19 protein-coding genes and 1 pseudogene are annotated in these 22205 nt (G+C 64.0%); 12 read left to right on the plus strand and 8 right to left on the minus strand.

The annotated features are described in order from the left end of the window. Window positions 1-238 (plus strand): hypothetical protein (locus DW2_RS20190; RefSeq protein WP_238321330.1); only part of this gene is annotated, 238 nt, incomplete at its 5' end. A 19-nt stretch (window positions 239-257) separates the two neighbouring features. On the opposite strand, the gene DW2_RS13165 is transcribed toward DW2_RS20190, so the two are convergent. From DW2_RS13165 to DW2_RS13180, 4 genes are read right to left on the minus strand one after another with little or no spacing between them, the layout of a single operon-like run. Further along, on the minus strand, window positions 258-1376 hold the full coding sequence (locus tag DW2_RS13165) for an ABC transporter permease (protein ID WP_038147375.1): 1119 nt from the start codon (window positions 1374-1376) through the stop codon (window positions 258-260). After that, window positions 1373-2554, minus strand: coding sequence for an ABC transporter permease (locus DW2_RS13170; protein WP_038147376.1), 1182 nt, complete (start codon window positions 2552-2554; stop codon window positions 1373-1375). Before DW2_RS13170 ends, DW2_RS13165 begins: the two co-directional genes overlap by 4 nt. Before the next feature lie 4 nt (window positions 2555-2558). Further along, the gene (locus DW2_RS13175; RefSeq protein ID WP_038147379.1) at window positions 2559-3548 is read right to left on the minus strand and encodes an HlyD family secretion protein; all 990 of its coding nucleotides are present in this window, start codon (window positions 3546-3548) and stop codon (window positions 2559-2561) included. Window positions 3549-3557: 9 nt separating this feature from the next. Continuing rightward, a complete protein-coding gene (locus DW2_RS13180; protein WP_038147381.1) occupies window positions 3558-4406 on the minus strand; it encodes a 3-hydroxyacyl-CoA dehydrogenase in 849 nt (282 codons plus the stop codon). Between the two features lie 117 nt (window positions 4407-4523). Between DW2_RS13180 and DW2_RS13185 the strand changes: the two genes are divergently transcribed. Further along, window positions 4524-6509, plus strand: coding sequence for an oleate hydratase (locus tag DW2_RS13185; RefSeq protein ID WP_038147383.1), 1986 nt, complete (start codon window positions 4524-4526; stop codon window positions 6507-6509). A gap of 4 nt (window positions 6510-6513) precedes the next feature. Then, window positions 6514-7119, plus strand: a complete 606-nt coding sequence (locus tag DW2_RS13190) for a TetR/AcrR family transcriptional regulator (RefSeq protein ID WP_038147385.1) — start codon at window positions 6514-6516, stop codon at window positions 7117-7119. Window positions 7120-7155: 36 nt separating this feature from the next. Here the strand turns inward: DW2_RS13190 and DW2_RS13195 are convergent, their stop codons facing one another. Continuing rightward, complete coding sequence (locus DW2_RS13195) at window positions 7156-8058, minus strand: LysR family transcriptional regulator (protein WP_038147387.1); 903 nt, start codon at window positions 8056-8058, stop codon at window positions 7156-7158. 132 nt (window positions 8059-8190) lie between these two features. On the opposite strand from DW2_RS13195, the gene DW2_RS13200 reads away from it, so the two are divergent. From DW2_RS13200 to DW2_RS13235, 8 genes and pseudogenes are all read left to right on the plus strand, one after another. Then, window positions 8191-9858, plus strand: coding sequence for an AMP-binding protein (locus DW2_RS13200; RefSeq protein ID WP_038147390.1), 1668 nt, complete (start codon window positions 8191-8193; stop codon window positions 9856-9858). A 17-nt stretch (window positions 9859-9875) separates the two neighbouring features. Then, window positions 9876-11108 (plus strand): acyl-CoA dehydrogenase family protein, encoded by a 1233-nt coding sequence (locus DW2_RS13205; RefSeq protein ID WP_038147392.1) that lies wholly within the window; start codon window positions 9876-9878, stop codon window positions 11106-11108. Then, window positions 11105-12169, plus strand: coding sequence for a phosphotransferase family protein (locus DW2_RS13210; protein WP_038147394.1), 1065 nt, complete (start codon window positions 11105-11107; stop codon window positions 12167-12169). Before DW2_RS13205 ends, DW2_RS13210 begins: the two co-directional genes overlap by 4 nt. After that, window positions 12169-12813, plus strand: coding sequence for a histidine phosphatase family protein (locus tag DW2_RS13215; RefSeq protein WP_038147396.1), 645 nt, complete (start codon window positions 12169-12171; stop codon window positions 12811-12813). The genes DW2_RS13210 and DW2_RS13215 overlap by 1 nt, the downstream gene beginning before the upstream one ends. Continuing rightward, window positions 12797-13567, plus strand: coding sequence for an SDR family oxidoreductase (locus DW2_RS13220; protein WP_038147399.1), 771 nt, complete (start codon window positions 12797-12799; stop codon window positions 13565-13567). The genes DW2_RS13215 and DW2_RS13220 overlap by 17 nt, the downstream gene beginning before the upstream one ends. A gap of 23 nt (window positions 13568-13590) precedes the next feature. Then, window positions 13591-13887 carry an SMP-30/gluconolactonase/LRE family protein gene (locus DW2_RS13225; protein ID WP_038147400.1) on the plus strand — a complete coding sequence of 99 codons (297 nt, stop codon included), beginning with the start codon at window positions 13591-13593 and terminating at the stop codon, window positions 13885-13887. A 9-nt stretch (window positions 13888-13896) separates the two neighbouring features. Further along, window positions 13897-14828 (plus strand): annotated as a pseudogene (locus tag DW2_RS13230) (IS5 family transposase). A gap of 160 nt (window positions 14829-14988) precedes the next feature. Further along, the gene (locus DW2_RS13235; protein WP_238321331.1) at window positions 14989-17613 is read left to right on the plus strand and encodes a PD-(D/E)XK nuclease family protein; all 2625 of its coding nucleotides are present in this window, start codon (window positions 14989-14991) and stop codon (window positions 17611-17613) included. A gap of 82 nt (window positions 17614-17695) precedes the next feature. On the opposite strand, the gene DW2_RS19415 is transcribed toward DW2_RS13235, so the two are convergent. From DW2_RS19415 to DW2_RS13245, 3 genes are read right to left on the minus strand one after another with little or no spacing between them, the layout of a single operon-like run. After that, window positions 17696-18487 carry a TniQ family protein gene (locus DW2_RS19415; protein ID WP_081874989.1) on the minus strand — a complete coding sequence of 264 codons (792 nt, stop codon included), beginning with the start codon at window positions 18485-18487 and terminating at the stop codon, window positions 17696-17698. Further along, complete coding sequence (locus DW2_RS13240; RefSeq protein WP_337588244.1) at window positions 18484-19482, minus strand: TniB family NTP-binding protein; 999 nt, start codon at window positions 19480-19482, stop codon at window positions 18484-18486. Before DW2_RS13240 ends, DW2_RS19415 begins: the two co-directional genes overlap by 4 nt. Beyond that, window positions 19367-21001, minus strand: a complete 1635-nt coding sequence (locus DW2_RS13245) for a Mu transposase C-terminal domain-containing protein (protein ID WP_156102975.1) — start codon at window positions 20999-21001, stop codon at window positions 19367-19369. The genes DW2_RS13240 and DW2_RS13245 overlap by 116 nt, the downstream gene beginning before the upstream one ends. A 363-nt stretch (window positions 21002-21364) precedes the next feature. Between DW2_RS13245 and DW2_RS20195 the strand changes: the two genes are divergently transcribed. Continuing rightward, entirely contained in the window at window positions 21365-21820 is a 456-nt protein-coding gene (locus DW2_RS20195; protein ID WP_009573552.1) for an IS5/IS1182 family transposase, read from the plus strand. Window positions 21821-22205 lie beyond the last annotated feature (385 nt).

The following is a 22205-nucleotide window of genomic DNA, read 5'->3' on the forward strand; positions in this document are numbered from 1 at the left end:
ATGCTGCCCAGCTAGCATGCCGGATTCACAACATGAATCCTCCCGGATTTGCGCAACAACGCCGTCGAACGCCGCCAAGGTGAAATCCGTGGTCGCACCTCCGAAGGCCAGCACTTCCCAGGCGCAGGAATTAGCGCCCTCGGAAACGCTGTTCCGCACACCGCAGGCCGAATATACCCGCAAGCTGATCGCCGCGATGCCGCGCATGGATCGTCTTGGCGACGGGATGCCGGGATAAGACGCGCTGGCAGTGCGGCTCAGCCCTGTGAGGGCCGGGCCGACCGCGCGGCCAGCGCCGCGCCCAGTCCGAACAGCGCCGCTAGAATCCACAAATGCCGGATCGCGGTCGCCAGCTCTGGCCCGGTGGCGCCCATGCTGGCCAGCTGGGTATAGGCGTCGATCATCGGCGTGGCGGGAATGGCCGCCGCGATCGCTTGCAGCGCCGGGGGGATCGCCTCGATCGGCCAGGAAAAGCCCGAAAGGAAGAAAAGCGGCAGGCCCATGGCCAGCAGCACGGGCTGGATCACCTCGGTCCGTTTCAGCAGCGCGGCGATCAGTTGCGCCATCAGCCCCGTGGCCAGCACAAAGGGCAGGCCAAGTGCCGCCACCAGCCGCAGATCGCCCAGCCATGGCAGGCCGTAGGCGCGCGGCAGCGCCACGAGGAACAGCGGCAGCAGCGCCGCGTAGATCACCAGCCAGGCCAGCCCGCGCCCGGCCAGTTGCCGCGCGACCGGTGCAGGCGAGGGGCGGCGGCGCACCGCCACCAGCGCCAGCCCCATCGCCATGGTCTGGTGCAGGATCAGCACGAAGGCAGCGGGCAGGACATAGGTCGCGTAACCACCCGAAGGGTTGAACAGCGGCACCTCGACCAGTTGCGCCGGGCTGGCCAGCGCCGTGGCGGTTTCGGCGTCAAGCTGCTGGCCCGCCATCAGACGCCCGGCGGCGATGGTCGCACCCATCTGCCGGACGGGAATGGCCATGCCGGACAGCACCTTTTGATAGACCAGAAAATAGCTGGCATCGCCATAGACAGCGATGGGACTGGGCCGGCCCGACAGCAGGTCCCGCTCGAACCCCTGCGGGATCAGCACGATGCCGTAGGCGTCGCGCGATTGCACCGCGCGGTCGGCGGCGGCCATGTCGGTCAGCCGGGCGGCCAGCGTCACGCTTTCGCTGGCGTCGATCCTGCGCAGCACCTCGCGCGCGCTTTCTCCGCCATCCAGATCGACGGCCACGACCGGCACGACGCGCAGCAATTCGGGGCGGTAGGGCGCGGGGTAGATCAGCCCATAGATCGCCAGCGCCAGCACCACGATCATCAGCACCTGACGATCACGGAAGATGCCGGCCATCTCGGCCCGAAAGGCACGGATCATGGCGCACCCCCGTCCAGTGCGCGGCGCTGCATCAGCGCCAGCCGCACCAGCACCAGCACGGCCAGCCCGGCGGTGATCGCCAGCAGCGCCAGCAGCGGCGGCAGCGACAGGTCGCGCGGCGTGGCGCGCAGGGTCTGGTCGATGCGCAATTGCAGATACCATGTGCCGGGCAGCAGATCGCTCCACCACCTGGCCAGCGCGGGCATCGCCTCGCGCGGGAAGCCGATGCCCATATAGCCAAAGGCCGGGGCCAGCATTATCGCAACCCCGCTGATGGCCAGCCCGAAATCGCGCATCAGCAGATAGGCCAGCCCGCCGATCAGCGCCGCCGCGACGACGAACAGCACCGCGCCAATCAGCAGCAGCGCGACCGACCCGCGCAGCGGCACCTCCAGCACGCCGAACAGCACCAGATCGGCCAGCCCGATCACCGCCAGAAAGATCAGCGTATAAGGGATCAGTTTGCCCAGCATCGCGGGCAGTACACCCCCCGCCTGCCGCGACAGGGCCAGCATCGGCGGCGCGCCGCCGGTGGCCGGGCGGGCGAAATCCAGCGCCAGCGCATAGGTGACGGCGGCGGCGGCCATGATCTGCACCACCGCGGGCACCACCGCCGACAGCAGAAAGTCGATATAGCTGAAGGCCGGGTTGAACAGCGCATGGATCTGCATCGGGATCGGCTGCACCAGCGCGGCAACGGCGGTCGCATCGGTGCCCTGCGCGCGCAGCATCCCCATCTGCGCGCCGGCGATGAAGCTGTTGATCGCGCCCCGCGCGCCCCGCGCGGCGATGGCCCCGGCGGTCATGTGCTGATTGTCATAGAACAGCACGATTTCCGGCCGACGGCGATCCAGCAAGTCACGCTCGAAGCCCTGCGCGATCAGCACCGCCCCGCGCGCCCGCCCGGCGCGGATATCGTCGCTGGCCGCGGGCAGGCTCAGCGCCGGGTGGGTGGTCAGTTCGGGCGTTGCCTCCAGCATCCGCGACAGCGAGCGGCTGGTCTCGGTCCGGTCCAGATCGACGACGGCAAAGGGCAGGTCGGTCGGGATACCGCGCAGAAACACCGCCGCCAGCACCGCCAGCAGCAGCAGGGGCAGGATCAGCGTCAGCCAGATCAGCGCCGGATGCCCGGCGATCAGCGACAGCTCGCGCCGTGCGACATGGGCGATGCCGCGCATGGCGTCACAGACCGTCCGGCAGCAGCGCCGACATGCCGGGGCGCAGGCCCTCGACCGGGGCGTCGGGGGTCGCGCGCAGCTCGAAGCTGCGCAGGTCGAAATCGCCGGTCGCCCGCCAGCTTGCGAAATCGCCCTGTATGTTCAGCAGGGTGACGGTGGCGGCCACATCGCGATCCAGCGCCGGGACGCGCACGGTCAGGGTGCCGCCGACCTCGACACCATGCAGCAGGTCTTCACGAATGTTGAAGGTGAACCACGCATCCGCCGGCTGCACGAGCGTGAACAGCGGCGCGCCGGGGCCGATGTTTTCGCCCATCTCGATCATTCGGCCGGTGATCTGGCCATCCATCGGGGCATAGACCTGCAAGTCGTCCAGATTGGCCTGTTGCTGGGCCAGCGCGGCGCGCGCCTGTTCGGCCTGTGCCTTGGCCGCCGCGCGCTGTTCGGGCGTGGCACCTGCGCGCACCAGATCAAGCTGTGCCTGCGCGGCATCGACCTGTCGTTCGGCGGCTTCGAGGTTGCGGATGCCCTGTTCGACCACCGCCTGCGACCGCACACCACGCGATTCCAGCGCGATGTTGCGCTGCTGGGCATCGCGGGCCAGCGCCAGATCGGCCTGCGCGGCCGCCAGTTGCGCCTCGGCGGCGCGGACGTTTTCGGGGCGGATGACAGCGACGGCGGCGGCGTTGCTGTCGGCGGCGGCCAGCGCGGCCTCGGCCTGACCATAGGCGGTCAGAAGCTGGGGGTTTTCCAGCCGCACCAGCAATTGCCCCTGCGTTACGCTATCGCCGGTATCCGCCCCGATTTCGGCCACGCGCCCCGAAATCCGGGCACTGACATCGACGCGCGGCGCGGCGACCTCGCCCTGAATGACCACCGGGCCGGGGCGTGTCAGCGCCCAGATCGCCACGGCCACCGCCGCGACGATGACCAGCAGCACGGCATAGGCCAGCCGCGCCTTGCGCGGAGCAGTGGTGGGGGGAATGTCCGTCATCGCAATACCCTAGCTATACGTGTAAAAGCCTTCGCCCGAGGCGACGCCAAGCTTGCCCTTGTCCAGAAAGTCGCGCTTCAGAAGCCGCGCAAACTCCTGCGCCTTGGGGCCGCCCGCGGACGAAATATGCCAGGCCGTGTTCAGCCCCACGATATCATATATCTGGAAGGGGCCAAGCGGCGCGCCCGTGGCGATGCGCCAGACCTTGTCCACGTCCTGCGGGGCGGCCACGCCATCGACCAGCAGCGCGGCGGCGGCTTGCAAAAACGGCACCAGTAGCGAATTCAGCACATAGCCGGGCTGCTCTTTCTCCAGCACGATCGGCACCATGCCGATGGCTTTGGCAAAGGCCTGAACCTCATCGCGCACGGCCGGATCTGTGCCGGGATGGCCCATGATCTCGGCAATGTTGTGGCGCCAGATATGGTTAGCGAAATGCAGCGCCAGAAAGCGGTCGGGTTGGGCGGTCGCACCAGCCAGTTCCGAGGGCAGCAGCGTCGAGGAATTGGTGGCAAGGATTGCGCCGTCTTCCATCAGCGGGGCAAGCCGCGCGTAAAGACCGCGCTTGATCTGCGGGTTTTCGGGCACCGCTTCGATGACCAGATCGGCATCGGCCACAGCCTGCGCCAGATCGGTGGTCAGCGACAGCCGCGCGCGGGCGCCGGCAATGTCATCGTCGCCCAGCTTCAGATCGGCCTGCATCTGCGCGGAGATCGCATCCAACGCCTCGCGCGCCTTGGCCAGCGCCTCGTCCGAGACGTCTTGCGCGATCACCTCAAACCCGTGGCGGGCGGTTTGCAGCGCGATCTGGATGCCCAGAACCCCCGCGCCAATGACTGTAACCCTGCTGATGGCCATGGGGACCTCCTGCTATAGATTTCTTTCGTTATTCAGATAACACTTGAAATCCGCAATGCAAGGGGCCATCTGTGCCAGCAGGCAAGACGTGCCACTACTCTTGAACAGGAGATCCCCATGGCCCCGAAAAACCGCCCCTTCCCGCCCAGCCTGCCAATGTCGCATGAACCCGATGCGACGGCTGCTTTCTGGCGCAATGACGCCACCAACACGCTGCCACCGCCCGACATGACCGGCACCTATCGGCGCCACCGCCCGCTGGCACCCGAAGGCATCGCCAAGCGCCGCGCCACCATCGTCGGCGGCGGTATCGCCGGGCTGGCGGCGGCGTTTTACCTGATCCGCGACGCCCAGATGCCGGGCGAGAACATCACCGTGATCGAGGGGCTGTCGGTTCCCGGCGGGTCGATGGACGGCGCCGGCAACGCGCAGGACGGCTATATCGTGCGCGGCGGGCGCGAGATGAACTGGAATTATGACAATCTGTGGGACCTGTTTCAGGACATCCCCGCCGTCGAGATGCCCGAGGGCCATTCGGTGCTGGACGAATACCGCGCGCTGAATGACGCCGATGCCAACGTCTCGAAGGCGCGGCTGATGCACAAGCAGGGCCAGATCCGCAATTTTTCGACCCTGGGCCTGACCAAGCCCCAGCAATGGGAACTGGTGCGCCTGCTGCTGGCCCGCAAGGAGGATCTGGACGACAAGACCATCACCGACTGGTTCTCGCCCGGTTTCCTGCAAAGCAATTTCTGGTTCTTCTGGCGGTCGATGTTCGCCTTCAAGAACTGTCACAGCCTGCTGGAAATGAAGCTGTACATGCACCGTTTCCTCGATGCGCTGGACGGGCTGAACGACATGTCGGCGCTGGTGTTCCCGCGCTATAACCAATACGAGACCTTCATCCTGCCGCTGGTGAACTGGCTGAAAGCGCGCGGCGTGAATTTCCGCTATGACACCCGCGTCACCGATCTGGAGATGACCGAGCGCGGCGGCCAGCGCACCGTCACGGCGATCCATGCCGAGGTTGACGGCACGGCGCAGGTGATCCCGGTCGGCGACGGCGATCTGGTCTTTGCCCTGCCGGGGTCGATGACCGAAGGCACGGCTTACGGCGACATGGACACGGTGCCGGTGCTGGCGCGCGGCAATGCCGAGCCGGGGCCGGACAGCGACTGGCTGCTGTGGAAGAACCTCGCCGCGAAATCGCCGGTTTTTGGCAAGCCGCAGAAATTCTATGGCGACGTGAACCGCTCGATCTGGGAATCGGTGACGCTGACCTGCAAGCCCTCGCCCCTGACCGAGAAGATCGCCGAATTGTCGGTCAACGACCCCTATTCGGGCCGCACCGCGACCGGCGGGGTCATCACATTCACCGATTCCGGCTGGGTGATGAGCGTGACCGCCAACCGCCAGCCGCATTTTCGCGACCAGCCCGATGATGTGCTGGTGCTGTGGGCCTACGGGCTGGACATGGACGGCGTGGGCGATGTGACCGGCAAGACCATGGCCGACTGCACCGGGCGCGAGATTCTGGCCGAGCTGTGCCACCATTTGGGGCTGTCCGAACACCTCGACCAGATCGCGGCGGCGACCAAGGTGCGGCTGGCGCTGATGCCCTATATCACCGCCGAATTCATGCCGCGCGCGGCGGGCGACCGGCCGCATGTCGTGCCCGAAGGCTGCACCAACCTTGCCCTGTTGGGGCAGTTCGTGGAGACCGCGAACGATGTGGTCTTCACCATGGAAAGCAGCGTGCGCACCGCCCGGATCGGGGTCTATAGCCTGCTGAACCTGCCCAAGCAGGTGCCGGATATCGCGCCCACGCAATACGACATCCGCAACCTGCTGAAGGCCGCGCGGGCGATCAATAACGGCGAGCCCTTCCCCGGCGAGCGGCTGCTGCACAGGGTCTTGGACAAGACCTATTTTGCCCATATCCTGCCGCCGCTGCCCGAGGATGAGCCCGGCACGATGCGCCGCATCGAGGAAGAGCTTGGCGGGCTGTTCGGCAAGGGCGAGCGCGCCGTGCAGTCGCTGATCGACCAGATCGCCGGGCTGCGCGACAAGCTGTCCGGCGGGCACGACACGAAAGAAGGATGACCCGATGGCCGCACCGAAACGCCTGACCCGGCAACAGGCCCAGCAGGAAACGCGCGCGCGTCTGATCGACGCGGCGCTGAACCTGATTGCCGAGGCGGGCGTCGGTGCGGCCTCGATCCGGGGGATCTGCGAACGCGCCGGGTTCAGCCAGGGCGCGTTCTATTCGAACTTTGCCAGCAAGGACGACCTGTTGCTGGCGCTGGTTGCCACCCACATGACCCGCATCGCCCGCGATCTGGTCGATCTGGTGCAGGCGACCGAGGGCATGGGTCTGGACGACAGCCTGATCCGTCTGGGCGCGCGGCTGGGTGAATTGTCGCGCAACCCGGTGCTGTCGCGGCTGATTATCGAGATGAACCTGCACGCACAGCGCGATGCGGATTTTGCCGCGCAGTTTGCCGAGGTAACGGCCAGCTATCGGCGGGAATTCACCGCTATTACCGAGGCCCTGATCGCCCGTCATCACCTGACCCCGCGCCAGCCCGCCGCCGAGATCGCGGAAACGATGCTGGCGCTTTGGTTCGGCGAGATCGTCCAGAACCGCGAAGCCGGGACAGCCAGCGTTGCCGATCTGCAAATGGCCTATTTCCGGGCTGTGACCCATGGTTAGGGGGCAAATCTGCGGCCATGGATGTGGCGGGTCGGTTCAGGGCCGCAACAACCCGCGCAGCCATTGGCTTGCGGGGTCGGTATGCTGATCGGCGTGCCAGTAAAGATGCAGTTTGACCGGGCTTAGCGCGGCGGGCGGATCAGTCAGGACCAGCGCCCGGCCCGGTTGCAGGCGCGCGGCAATGCGACGTGGAATCGTGGCCAGCAGGTCGGACCCCTCGGCCACGGTCATCGCGGTGCCATAGCTTTGACAGCGCAGCCGCACCCGGCGGCTGATTCCAAGCGCCAGCAGCGACACATCCTCGATCACCGCGCCATCGTGACGCGTGGACACGGCGATATGATCCGTCGCAGCGTAGGCGGCAAAGGTGGGGGTGGCGGCAAAGCCATGCCCGGCGCGGCTGACAACGCAGAAATCATCGCTGAACAATGGCGCATGGCGCAGCGTCTCGGGCACCGGGTGCGGCACATCGACGGCCAGATCAATGCTGCGCGCAGCCAGCGATTTAGCCATCATCGCCCGTGCCACGCGCACCGAATGCACCGTCACCGCCGGTGCCTCAGCCGCCAGCCGCGACATCAGCACCGGCAGCAGGATCGTCTCGGTCGCCTCGGGCAGGGCGATGCGAAAGCTGCTCTGGCTGGCCTGCGGATCAAAGGCACCCCATCGGTTGATCAGCGCATCCAGCCGCGTCAGTTGATCCAGCAATTCCGGGGCCATGCGGGCGCAGGCCGCCGTCGGCTGCATCCGGTGGCCCTGCCGCTGGAACAGAGGCTCGCCGAAATGATCGCGCAGCCGCCGCATCGCGTGGCTGACAGCCGATGGCGTCAGCGACAACGCATCGGCCGCGCGCGTCAGGTGCCGTTCCTGCCAGACCATCGCAAAGACGCGCAGCAGGTTCAGGTCCAGCCTGTCGTACCGTGAATGAATTTTGTTCATTGGGATCGTTTAATATTCATCATTTGTATTCATTCCCATGCCGAGGCAGTTTTGTCGAGGTCCGGCAGGGTGGGGGCCGGCCCACACATGGACCGGGGAGGGTTCACAGATGATTGACAGGGAAACGCGTGCATGACCGCCGCACCGATCTGGGCGGCCAGCTATCCGCAGGGGGTGTCGCCCGACCTGACGCTGGGCGAGGATGAAACCTTTCTCAGCGCGGTCGAGGACAGCATGGAGCGTTTCGCCGGTCGCGTGGCCGTGCGCTGTCTGGGCACGGACATGACCTATGCCCGTCTTGACGTGGAGTCGCGCGCAATGGCGGCGGGGTTGCAGGCACTGGGGCTGGCACCGGGCGCGCGGGTGGCGCTGATGATGCCGTCACTGCCGCAATATCTGGTGGCGTTGATCGGGGTCTTGCGCGCCGGCTTTGTCGCCACCGGCGTAAACCCGCTTTATACCCCGCGCGAGTTGCACCATCAGTTGGTCGACAGCGGTGCCGAGGCGATCATCCTGCTGGAACAATTCGCGGCAGGTTTTGAATCGATCCGGGCCGGGACTCCGGTGCGCCATGTCATTCTGACTTCGGTCGGGGATGTGTTCGGGGGGCTGAAAGCCGCGGTTGCGAATTTCAAGTTGCGCCACATTGACAAGGCGGTTCCGCCCTATCGCCTGCCCGGTTCCTTGCGGCTGAGGGCGCTGCTGGCGCGGGGCAAATCCGCGCCATGGCAGCGCCCTGACCCTGCGCCCGGCGATACCGCGGTTCTGCAATATACCGGCGGCACGACCGGGATCGTCAAGGCGGCGATGCTATCGCAGCGCAATGTGCTGGCCGCGATGCGGATGTCGCAGGCCTGGCTGACCCCGGCGCTGGAGGCCGCGCCAAAAGTCGCCGCCCCGGTCGGCATCATGCCGCTGCCGCTGTATCACGTCTATACGCTCTATACGACGGCGATGCTGCTGGCAAAGGGCGGATGCTCGGTTCAAGTGCCGAACCCGCGCGATCTGGGATCGCTGATCGCGGCGATGAAGGCGCAGCCGTTTGACCTGATGACCGGGTTGAACACGCTGTATGCCGGGCTGATGGTGCATCCCGATATCGGCAGTGTCGACTGGTCGTCGGCGCGCACCTTTATCGCCGGCGGCACCTCGACCCACCGTCACACCGCCGAGGCGTGGCACAAGCTGACCGGCCATTGGATCGCCGAGGGTTGGGGCATGTCGGAAACCTGCGGCGCGGGAACCTGCAACCCGTTTCCGGTGCCGGGCTTCAATGCCTCGATCGGGCTGCCGTTGCCTTCAGCCATCATCGAGATCCGCGATGAGGACGGCACCGCGCTGCCAACCGATATCCCCGGCGAAATCTGGATCAAAAGCGAAAGCGTGATGAAGGGTTACTGGAACAAGCCCGAAGAAGACCCGTTTGACGACCGTGGATTCATGGCGACCGGCGACATTGCCACCATGGATGCACAAGGTTTCGTGCATATCGTGGATCGCAAGAAGGACATGATCCTCGTGTCGGGCTTCAACGTCTATCCCAACGAGATCGAAGAGGTGCTGTCCGACCTGCCCGGTGTGCTTGAGGCCGCCGCCGTCGGCATCCCCAGCGACAAGACGGGCGAGGCCGTGCGCGTGGCCGTGGTGCGCACCGATCCCGCCTTGACCGAACAGCAGGTGCGCGATCACTGCGCCCAGAACCTGACCAATTACAAACGCCCCGCCGAAGTGATCTTTGTCGATGAATTGCCAAAGACCCCGGTGGGCAAGATCCTGCGCCGCAAACTGCGCGACGCCTGACGCCAAGGAGACCCGAGATGGATTTCGAGCCAAGCCCCAAGGGGCAAGAGATGCTGGACAAGCTGCGCGATTTTATGGCGCAGCAGGTGATCCCGCGTGAACAGGACTATCTGGCCGAAATCCGCCGCCTCTGCCCCGGCGCGGACTGGACGCAATGGCAGGTCAGCCCGCTGATGGAGGGCTGGAAGGCGCAGGCGAAATCCGCGGGGCTGTGGAACCTGTTCCTGCCGGATGCCGAACACGGCGCCGGCCTCGGCTTGCAGGATTACGCCCGTCTGGCCGAGGAAATGGGCCGCATCCCCTTTGCCGCCGAGATCTTCAACTGCAACGCCCCCGACACCGGCAACATGGAGGTGCTGCATTACTTCGGCACTGACGCGCAAAAGGACCGCTGGCTGAAGCCGCTGCTCGAGGGCAGCATCCGTTCTGTCTTCTGCATGACGGAGCCCGAGGTCGCCTCGTCCGACGCCACCACGATGCAGGCCACGATCACCGAGGACGGGGGCGAGCTGATCCTGAACGGGCGCAAGTGGTGGTCGACCGGGATCGGCCACCCCCATGCGCGGATCGCCATCTTCATGGGCCTGTCGAACCCCGAGGCCCCGCGCCACGCGCAACACTCCATGGTGCTGGTGCCGCTGGATACGCCCAGCGTGACCATCGACCGGATGTTGCCGACCTTCGGCGAATACGACCCGCCGCTGGGTCATGGCGAGGTCACCTTCACCGATGTCCGCGTGCCCAGGGACAACCTGATCCTCGGTCTGGGGCGCGGTTTCGAGATCGCGCAGGGCCGTCTGGGGCCGGGGCGCATCCACCATTGTATGCGCGCCATCGGGGCGGCTGAGCGGGCGCTGGAACTGATGATCCGGCGTGGCAGTTCGCGGCAGGCCTTTGGCCGCAAGCTCATTGATCTGGGCGCCAACCGCGACCACATCGCCCGCGCCCGCATCGCCATCGACCAAGCGCGGCTGCTGACGCTTTATGCCGCGTGGAAGATCGACACTCAGGGCGTGCGCGCCGCCATGACCGAGATTTCCGCAATCAAGGTCGTCGCGCCCTCGATGCTGCAAGAGGTCGTGGACCGCGCCATGCAAATCCACGGCGGCATGGGCCTGACCCATGATGTGCCGCTGTCCGAGCTGTTCATCGTCGCCCGCGCGCTGCGCTATGCCGATGGCCCGGACGAGGTGCATTTGGCGCAGGTCGCAAGGCGCGAGATGAAAAAATACGCCGAGGCCCGGCCATGAGCGGCGATTTTCTGGACCGCGCCGCGAAGGTGCGCGCTGACGAGGCGCTGCCGCTGGATCGGCTGGTGCCGTGGATTGCCAACCATCTCGGTGTGACCGGCCAGCCCGAGGTGACGCAGTTCACCGGCGGGGCCTCGAACTGGACCTATCGGCTGGCCTACAAGGATGCCGACCTGATCCTGCGCCGCCCGCCCGCCGGGACGCGGGCGAAATCGGCGCATGACATGGGCCGCGAATACCGGCTGCAAAAGGCGCTGAAGCCGCATTTCCCACTGGTGCCGAACATGCGCGCCTATTGTCAGGATGAGGCGGTGATCGGCGCCGAATTCTACCTGATGGACCGGATCGTGGGCATCATCCCGCGCAAGAACCTGCCGCGCGGCATGGTCTTGCCGCCCAATCAGGTGCGGCATTTGTGCGAAAATGTGCTGGAGGTGCTGATCGCGCTGCACCGCGTCGATATCGGCGCACCGGGGCTGACCGATCTGGGCGCGGGCACCGGCTATGCGCGGCGCCAGATCGACGGCTGGTCGCGGCGCTATACCGATGCGCGCACATGGAACGTGCCGCGCGGGCGGGGGATCATGCGCTGGCTGGACAAGAACCTGCCGGCCGAGGGTCCCTTGTGCCTGACCCATAACGATTTCCGCTTTGACAACGTGGTGCTGTCCCCCGACGATCCGACCCGCGTCATCGGCGTGCTGGATTGGGAACTGGCCACCATTGGCGACCCGCTGATGGATCTGGGCAACCTGCTGGCCTATTGGGTCGAGGCCGGCGACGACCGCATCGGGCGGGCCACGCGGCGACAGCCGACCACGCTGCCGGGCATGATGACCCGCGCCGAGGTGATCGATTACTATTGCACGGCCACCGGGCGCGACCCGCGCGAGATGATCTATTATCAGGTCTACGGGTTGTTCCGGCTGTCGGCGATCGCGCAGCAGATTTATTATCGCTATCACAAGGGCCAGACCCGCAACCCGGCGTTCCGCAATTTCTGGGCCATCGTGCATTACCTTCACTGGCGTTGCCACCGGCTGATGCGGCAGGCACGCTGATGGGGCGGGTGCATCTGGTCCGGCACGGGCAGGCGTCCTTTGGGGCGGATGATTATGACGTTCTCAGCGATCTGGGGGCGCGTCAGGCGGCGCGGGCGGGCGCGGTGCTGCCCCGCGATGCCTATGCGATCAGCGGCACCCTGCGCCGACACCGCGACAGTGCGGCGGCGGCCGGGTTCGCCGGGGCCGAGGCCGACCCGGCGTGGAACGAGTTCGACTATCTCGACATCATCGCCGTTGCCCATCCGGGCCTGGGCAACATGCCCGCCCTGCGCGCCCATCTGGCGCATGAGCCCGCCCCCATGCAGGCGTTTCAGGCGCTGTATGAAGAGGCCGTCGCGCGCTGGATGGAGGCCGACGGAAACAGCTACCGCGAATCCCGCCGCGATTTCGTGACCCGCGTCGAGGGCGCGCTGGAGCGCGCGTCGGGCAAGGGCGATGCGGTGGTGTTCACCTCGGGCGGGGTGATCTCGGCGCTTGTCGCGGGGCTGCTGGACCTGACCCCTGCGGCGGCGCGCCGCATCGACCGCGTGCTGGTCAATGCGGGCATCACCACGATCACGACCGGGCGGCGCGGCCCGCAGCTTCTGGCGCTGAACGCCCAGACCCATTTGCAGGAGGACGGGTTTGTCACATTCCGTTAAGGACGAAATCACCCTCATCACCGGCGCCAGTTCCGGCCTCGGCGCCGGCATGGCGCGCGAGATCGCGGCGCGCGGCGGGCATCTGGCGCTGTGCGCGCGGCGCATCGAACAGCTTGAGGCTCTGAAGGCCGAGATCACCGCCGCCCGTCCCGCCTGCCGGGTCGAGATCGCCGCGCTCGATGTGACCGATGCCGACGCCGTAGCCGCCACCTTCGCCGATTTCCGCGCCCGCATGGGGCGGCTGGATCGCGTCGTCATCAACGCCGGGATCGGGCGCGGGGCGCCGGTCGGCAAGGGCGGCTGGGCCGAGAACCGCGCCACGCTGGAAACCAACCTGATCGCCGCCTTCGCGCAGGCCGAGGCCGCGATGGCCGCCTTCCGCGACCAGAACAAGGGCCACCTCGTCGTCATGTCCTCGATGAGCGCAATCCGCGGGATGCGCGGGGCGATGACCGCCTATGCGACCTCCAAGGCCGGCGTCGCGGCGATGGCCGAGGGGCTGCGCGCTGAGTGCCTGAACAAGCCCGGCATCGACGTCACCACGATCTTCGCGGGCTATATCCGCACCGAACTGAACGCCCATGTCCCGGCCTCGAAAACCCCGTGGATCATCGGTGCCGACAAGGGCGCGCGGCTCCTCGTCGATGCCATTGCGCGCCGCCCCGCCACCGCCTTCGTGCCGCGCTGGCCCTGGGCGCCGCTCGGCGCGCTGATGCGCGTGCTGCCGCTGCCGCTGGTCAGCAAGATCACATGATAGGGGCGAGAGGAGCGCATAAGATGAACGATATCATTGCCAGCCGCCGCCTGATCCCGACCCCCGGCCCCGCGCCCGAGGACATCATCGCCGGTCCCGACGGGATGTTGTATTGCGGGCTGCAAGATGGCCGTATCCTGCAACTGGACCCTGACACCGAGGCGGTGAAAACGGTGGCGACCGTGCCGGGCCGCCCGCTCGGGCTGGAGCCGCTGCCCGATGGGCGGTTGCTGGTCTGCAACAGCCCCAACGGGCTGATGCGGGTGGGCTTGTTGCACATATCGGTGAGAGGGATTCATCTCGGGAATCCTGATGGTTAGATCGATGGCATGCCCAAGCCTGCCAACACCCGCTACCGCACGACGAACTGGTCCGACTATAACGCCGCCCTGAAACGGCGAGGATCGCTGGCCATCTGGTTCGATCCGGCAATGCCCTGGAAGGCAGGCCGAAGCGGCAAGCGTGGCCATCCCGAGACCTTCTCCGACAGCGCCATTCAGACCTGTCTCACGCTGAAAGTCCTGTTCGGCCTGCCGCTTCGGCAGACCGTCGGCCTCGTTGCGAGCTTGATCGAGATGGCCGGTCTCGACTGGCCTGTGCCCGACTATTCGACGCTATGCCGGCGTCAGGCACGGATCCAGGTGCAGATCCCGTATCGGCGCTTGGGCCAGCCACTGAACCTCCTAATCGACAGCACAGGCATCCGTTTTCGCGGCGACGGCGAATGGCTGTCGCGCAAGCATGGCGCGACGCGCAGACGCGAATGGCGCAAGGTCCATCTGGCGATGGACACGGCCACAGGCGACATCCGTGCGGTCGAATTCACCTCGAGCAGGCAGGGTGACAGCCGATCCTTCCGGAGCTGCTGGCGCAGATCCCGGCGGGCGAAGAAATCGACACTGTCACCGCCGACGGCGCCTATGACACGCGCCGCTGCCATGCCGCGATCCTCGAGCATGGAGCCGACCCGATCATACCGATCCGCCGCAATGGACGCGCCTGGAAACCCGATTGTCCCGCCGCGATATCTCGAAACGAGATCCTGCAAGCGACACAATGTCTGGGTCGGTCCATCTGGAAGAAATGGGCCGGCTATCACGCCCGAAGTCGTGTCGAAGCCCAAATGAACCGCCTCAAGCTTTTCGGCGACCGGATCATGTCACGAGATCCCGACCGCCAGACCGCCGAAATCCAGATCCGTATCGCCATCATGAACCGCTGCTCGGCCCTGGGACGGGCCGAGATCGAAGCCATCGCCTGAAACAGGCGGGGAAAGGGGCTGATCATCCTGGCGTCCGATTAGTGCAACAAGGTCGCTTTCATCTGACAGTGGTGCGGCAGAGGATCTCTTCGAGGTCTATCCGGGCGGTTAGACACATGGGGATATATCCGAAATGCATCGATTGAGAGTTCGAAAGAGAATGGCAATAGCCACACAAACCATTGATTCAAAATACTATCCCAATACAGTATCAATTTGCGCAGTGAGCCCGAAACCCATGTTCTACCCTTTTCTCGTCGCCGATCCCCGCTCCGGCCTGCAGTATCGTCTGACCGATACCGGTCTCGCAGAGCTATCCCTCGCCCCCAAAGCCCAAGAGTGGGCGCCGGGACGAGTGATTGCGGAAGACCCTCACCCGGTCTGGCAAGAGAGCTTGGCCAATGCACCGGTCGAGACAATGTCGGCCGTCAGCGCGGCGTTGGATGGTCTGGTGCTGGCCACTGCCGATCTGCGCATTCCATCAGCGGGCGCTATGGGCGAAAGCCGTGCAGGGCGACATCTGGATGCTCTGATCGCACTTTGGCGCAAGCTGGGTGACGCTTTGCCCGATGGGCTGGCTGCGGTCCGCCATGTTCTGGACCTGCCGCATGGGCGGTTTCTTGACCCATTGCCGGTTGTTGAAGGGTCCCTTGACCCGCATGCACCAGCCGCGATGAAGGCGCTTTATGGAAGACTCAAGGATGAATTCGGGGCTGTGGCTGCGCCCGCCAAGGCGCGCGCGGCGCGTGAAGGATCGCGGCTGTACGCTTTGCAGGGTGGGGTAGCCGAGGGCGCAATCAAGGCCGCGCCAAAGGATGACAGCCTCGCCTTTTATGGGTTGCGCGATGTGGCTGCCTGCGCTGATTTTGCGGCGGCCCGTGCGCGTGCCCTGATCGAAAGTGGTATCCCGGCGCGCGAGATTGCCGTACTGGCCGCTGGTGATACGCGCCAGATCGCGCGCGCCTTTACCGATCAAGGCGTGCCGATTTCAGGACTTCCTGGCAGCCTGCCAGAGCGCGACCTCGTTGGTGAAGCAGCACTTCAACTGGGGTTAGCCAAGCGCACACCCACACCGGCGATGGTCCTTGCGAGTCTGGCTTTGTCACCGCTGATGCCATGGTCAGCCCAAACCGGGCGCGACCTTGCCGAAAGCATTATGAGTGGTGACTTTCGCGGTGATATCCTCTCACCCACCCCCGCATACAAAGACCTCTGGACGGATATTCGGGCATCCGCCGGCAGCCTTGCGCAACTGCGTTTCCTGCTCGACCGGATCTGTGAGCGCATAGCGCAAGGGAACGAGGTTCGAGCCCGTCTGTCGATCCCGCCCGGCGAGGGTAGCCCAGATTGGGAAGCTATCCTGCGCGGTATTCAGATTGCGTCGCCGCCGCGCGCCGATGCAGACCGCAACCTTGAAGGCGTCAGCCTGTGGGCTTCGCACGAAACTCCGTGGCGGCAGTGCCGACATCTGATTATCGCGGATTTCAACGACGGTCAGTATCCGACCCGGCCCCGCGCAAACCCGCTGTTTCTGGACAGCGAAATCACTGCAATTCGAACCTCCACCGGTTTGCGGCTTCGCGGCCGGGCTGAGGGATTGGCCGAAAGCCTCTCCCTCTTTGACCAGCAGCTTCAGGCGGTCGCGGAGTCTGTGACGTTTCTGATCCCTTGGCGCGATCTGTCGGGCGCGCGGCAGCAACCTTCAGCTGGGCTATCGCTGGTCGCACGCGCACTATCGGATATAGAAGAAGCTCATGATCTGATCCTCGACCTGTCGCGCCTGCCGCCCGGCGACTGGCCTTTGGCACATCACCGTCTTCCCCCCTTGCCGGAACCGGACGACCTCCCCGAGGCTCTTTCGTTCCCCGGCCTCGATCTGTTGGCGCTCCGTCGTAAGGATGACGGGACGAGCAAACCCCAATCACCCTCACGGCTGGAAACGCTTCTGGTCAGCCCATTGGCATGGCTGCTGGACGAGGTTGGGGCTGGCGACATGTCCTGGTCGGCAGAGGACCTCGATGTCATGGCCAAAGGCAACATTGCCCATGACGTGTTTGAACATGTATTCCTCAAAGATCAGCCCGTGCCAGAACCTGCGGAACTAACCGACGCTGTGGCGCAAGCCTATGATCGTGCGCTCACCCGCCACGCGGGGTTTCTGCGCAGCGCATCCTGGGAAATGGAGCGTAGCGGGCTGGAGCGTGAGATACTTCAAGCGGCACTGCGCTGGCGCGAACATCTGCTGGCGCTTGGCGCAAAGATCATCGGCAACGAAATCTGGCTGGCAGGTGACGCGCATGGCATCAACCTGCACGGCAAGGCCGATGCGATCCTTGAGTTGCCTGACGGTGCACTGCTTGTCGTCGATCACAAGAAAAGCAGCACATCGGCCCGCCGCAGGCGCATGGAGGCCGGGTGGGATCTGCAAGCAGGGCTATACCGTGACATGCTCGCCCGTCCTTTTCGGAGGGACGGCGACGGGATGGACCCTCTGATCGGCCGAAAGGTGGGGATTGCTTATCACCTGATGAATGATGGTGGGCTCTTGACCTCCGGGTTTGTACCTGCAGAAGGATCGCCCGCCCGCGACATGGGCGACACGGTCAATGATGCGGCTGTTGCAATGCTTGCTGAACGGCTGGCGCAGCTAGGGGCCGGCCGGGTGGTGCTGAATACCTCAGCCGATGAGGGCTTTTTCAAGAAAGAAGCAGGGTTCACGCCCTATGCGCTGACCGATGGCTCGACCCTGGTTACCGCGTTCATCCGCCAGATCGAGGAGGTATGACCATGGACGGAGCAGATTCAGACCGAGGTGTCGCGTTGCCCTTAATTCTGAGACGCGGCGCGTTTGACGACAATTTTTGCCCTTAATTGCGAGATTCGGCTTTCGTCGGGCCTGTGCTTCTTGCGCGCCTTTGCGCAATATGATCAACCGCAACAAGCAGACGTGGCTCTTTCTCGAAGGCGCGCAATAGAGCAACCCTTGCATAGTCGTCGATGCCGGAGCTTGAGATGGCCGCTTTGACCAGCGGACGTGATCGGGCGGCATCAATGGCAGCAAGGCCGAACAGCCTCACTTCTGGTTTGTGGCTCTGAAGAGCGTATGCCGGATCTCCGCGGAAGGCCTTTAATGATATGGCAAAGGTGACCGCGCGCATTGCGCGCCGAAGTTGCCTGAGACTGCGTAATCGCGCGGCGTATTCAAGCCGCGCTGCGCCGTGGCGCGCACGATTTATCAGCTTTTCGGGCATCTGTTCACCACCGTCCTTGCCAAGGGTCTGCACAAGTCTCGTCCCGCAAACTTGGCAGTCAAATGCCCAGGCCCGCCTCCAATGCCTGAGCGAAAGACCCTCTCTGGCGCATTGCATGCAATGCTGGAATGGCATCTGAGCCGTCAGCGAGGCTTCTCGTGGCGTCATTGCCGGAAAGGTCAAAGATCGAACAACATCTGGGTTAACCCGTGCGGCGTTGGCAATCTTCGCCGCCGCAGCCGCGTCGACGTTGAAGTCCAAGGCGGTGCCATGCGCGGTATCGATTCTGAGATGAGCCAGTAGTTCCGCATCATCACAGTAGTTGGCCGCCGCCAGCCGAGACAACCAACCTGACAACAACTCGTCTGGCAGCGGCGCGACAGTCTTGGGCAGCGGGTGCGGCTTCACACCCGGGACTTCTGGAGCCGCCGATGGGGGTTCGCATGGCGCGACCAAACCGGCGTCCATTTTGCGATTGCGTCATCGGTGATGCATTCCTCGCCTGTGATAATGGCGTCGATGGAAAGATCCTTGACCAGAGCGAAGATGCGCGAGGTCACCCCACCGGTCAGTGCCAAGACCTGCTTGAGAGATTTGACCTTCAGGTTGGACTTCTTTTCCAGTGGCATGGCAGCAATAAGGGTCTGGATCATGTCCGAGAACTCGGCATCGTCGCGCCAGTTTGGCAGATGATGTTCGTCCAGCCGTCGGGCAAGCTGGATATCACCACGGATGGCGTCGACGGCCTCGCTGACCCCAAGACAGACCAGTGACACCTCGAGCTCATTGCTGAGATAACGAAGAACATTGAGAAAGCGTCGCTGTTCGCGGTGGGTCCCGGCCAAGAGGTTGTGGACCTCGTCGATCATGATCATCCGCAGGCCAAGGTCGCGCAAAAGCGCAACAACACGGACTTCGAGGGAGGCCACATTTTGAGCGCGCGCGCCCAGTGCCGTGGCCGGTGCCCCGACGGACGCCAGGATGTGCAGATAGAACCGCCGTTCGTCGGGAGCTGGCGGTGCTTGTAACAGCAAGAGCGGCGTTCGCGTAATTCCCGATGCTGGGTCATATTCCGGTGCATATCTGCGCGACAGGTTGCGGGCGATCATCGTCTTTCCGATCCCGGATGCGCCATGCACAAGAAGGCCAGGCATACGGGTTTGCCTTGGCGCTTCGATCATACACTGCAAACGGTCCAGAACTTGTTCGGCCCGCGGAAAGCCGATCCAGATATCCGATTGAATGAGGGCGATCCGACCGTCTTCCTCTGTTGTCCCTGCCCTCAATTCACCATCTCTCCACTTTGAACAATGGGCGCGATGTATCACCCGTGTCGATCGGGCGCAGCCCTTCGGTTTTCGAGACAGCCGAGTTGGTGCCCTCCAATGTCCCTTTTCTTTCACGGGATCGGCGTTCGGCCTTCGTTAGGCCCCGGCTTTCAAACTCGATCTGGCGTTGCTGTCGGATCAGCTCAGCCAAGACCAACTCATTGGACCCGGATTTGCCAAGGGCACGGGCCTTCCTCATGGCTTCGCGATATTCCCAGAGCGGCACGGGCGGAATTTCCAAGTTTCTGTAACGCGCCTCAACATATCGGCCATCGTCCAATTCGACCCAGATCATTGAGATATCGCGAGGGTCGTAGCGAACGACCACCTTCCCATCGCCGCGCCCAATGTGGCCTGCAAGAGCATCCGACCAGTACCGTATCTGGAACAGATGGATGCCGTCACGCCTGACCTTACGCAGTTCGCTCGGCAAGAAGCTCACCCGAAAAGCTTCCATCTCGAAGGGGATGTCGCCCATCATTTCCGCTGAGAGTGCCTCCCATTTGGCGACGGGCGTACAGCCAAGACTTGAATGAATGCTGTTGTTGTAGCGGCAGATTTCCAGAGCAAACCAGCGATCGAAGTCGCTTAAGGTCATCGTGGCCATGCCCTCGGCGTCATAGTCGCCCTTGGCCACGACCGAGGATTGCGTTGTTCCAGGCAACAGGTGCACGGCCCCCATCATCGTGCCGATCAATCGTTCGATGTGCCCTCCGAAATGAGGACTGCCTGGCGGCCGATAGACCAGATCGATCCCCCATTCCGCACATGCCGACCGAAAGGCTTGCGACCGGAAATCGCGCCCGTTATCGACGTGGATCCTATGCGGTTTACCCTGCGCGGGCCAAGGAACATTGCACACCAATTCCGCCAGAAGTTCCGCCTTGGGGGCCACAGCCTGTGTCAGGCAAAGCGCCACCGACAGACGCGAAGGTGCCTCGAGAGAGGTGTAATATCCGGTCACCATCCGCGTTGCGACGTCGATCGCCAGCGTGACCCAAGGCCGCCCAATTGGTTGGCGTTCAAAACTGTCGACGAGAATGATGTCCGCAGGCGTATGGTCGATTTGCACGACCTCCAGTGGCTGGTTTGCCTTGTTGTCGCCTACGACCGGCGCAAACTTCTGGCGGGCCGCCTTTGCGCCTTCGCGTGCCTTGGCAATTTCGCGGGCATCTATTGCATCCAGCCTGCGCTGAACCGTCCGACGTGTCGGCGGTTGCAAGCCCTGCTGCCAGCACGCGCTGCGAATTTCTGTCACGACGCGCGACAGGCTTGGACGTTCCCGCCTTAAGAAATAACGGCGAAGATGTTCTTCAATCACCGCTTCCACCTTGCCGGATATCAAGGTTGTACCAGTCGGGCGGCCCCGTTTCCGCGGTACCAGAGCGCTGGTGCGCCCACCCTCTTCGGCCAGACGCTTTATCCAGCGCCAGACAGTCGCCCTGCTGACACCAAGCTCCCAAACAGCATCATTGATGCCACTTTCCAGACTGCCAGTTCCTTTGAGATATGCATGAACAAGCGGACGCAGAACGGCCGCCCTGCGCGCCTCCTCAGCACCAGCGGCAACGGAGTCTTCGCGATCATCATCCATCAATATTTGCCATACGAAGCTGCGAACCCTGTCTCAGGTTTAAGGGCAAAAATATCGGAATTAAAGGCAAAATCTCATATTTAAGGGCAAAGCACAGCCGTTGATTTCGTTGGATTTTTCATCCCACAATTAAGGGCTACGCGACAGCCCCGGGGGAAGGGGAAATCGAATGGACAGCTGTCTTCCGTGCCTTGGCTGCTTGCGAAAGCGACCCGCACCTCGTGCTGGAACTGCGTGATAATGCGGACATTCCGAAGGGATTTCGCGCGCTGAGTGATCTTGGTGTGGTGATTTGACAGCTTGTTGCATGGGTCGCGGATTTTGGCGAAGACGCCGGTTCTGATATCCTCAAGGTAGCGCCCTATGCCGCATATATTCAACGCTGGTCGACGCGATAAGTTTTCCAAGGCGAAATACACGGTGACGAATTGGTCGGATTTCAACGAGGCTCTGCGCCGTCGCGGAGACGTTACGATCTGGCTTGAGGCCGGGGCTGCCGGGCGATGGTCAGCGCCGAAGCGAAAGGGTCGCGGTGGTCAGCCAAAATATTCGGACTTCGCGATTGAGACGTGTCTGACGCGGGGGCTGATCTTTCACCAGCCGTTGCATCAGACCCAAGAGTTCGTCCGGTCGCTACTTGGACTGATGGGCGTGGAGTTGCCGGTTCCAGACTTCTCGACCTTATCGCGGCGGGCGATTGACCTCTCGGTCGTGGACGAAAGGCCACAATCCAGTGGCCCCACCACGCTGATCGTGGATAGCACAGGCCTGAAGATCCATCGCGGTTCGGGCTGGCAGGACGAAAAGCATGGCACGTGAAAGACCCGCAAATCCTGGCGTCAACTGCACATCGGGTATGACCCGGACAGCGGTGAGATCGTCGCCTCACTGTTGACCACAGACCAGATCGGCGACGAAACCGCCTTGCCCGACCTCATCGTGGGGATCGCAAGCTAGGTGACCCGCGTTCTGGCGGACGCCGCTTATGATGGCACCGTAGTTTCCGATTGCTTGACCCAAAAGTTCTGACCCGATGTCGAGATCACCATCCCGCCACTAATTACCGCTGTTCCCGGCCTACGCGATGGGCGCAACGCTCACATAGAGCATATCGCCGAGCATGGCCGAATGGCAGGGTAGTCAGCAACGGGATACAATCGCAGAGCCCTCGTCGAAGCCCAGATCGGGCGCCACAAAGACCCTC

It is taken from the genome of Thioclava atlantica (genome assembly GCF_000737065.1).
Taxonomy (GTDB): domain Bacteria; phylum Pseudomonadota; class Alphaproteobacteria; order Rhodobacterales; family Rhodobacteraceae; genus Thioclava; species Thioclava atlantica.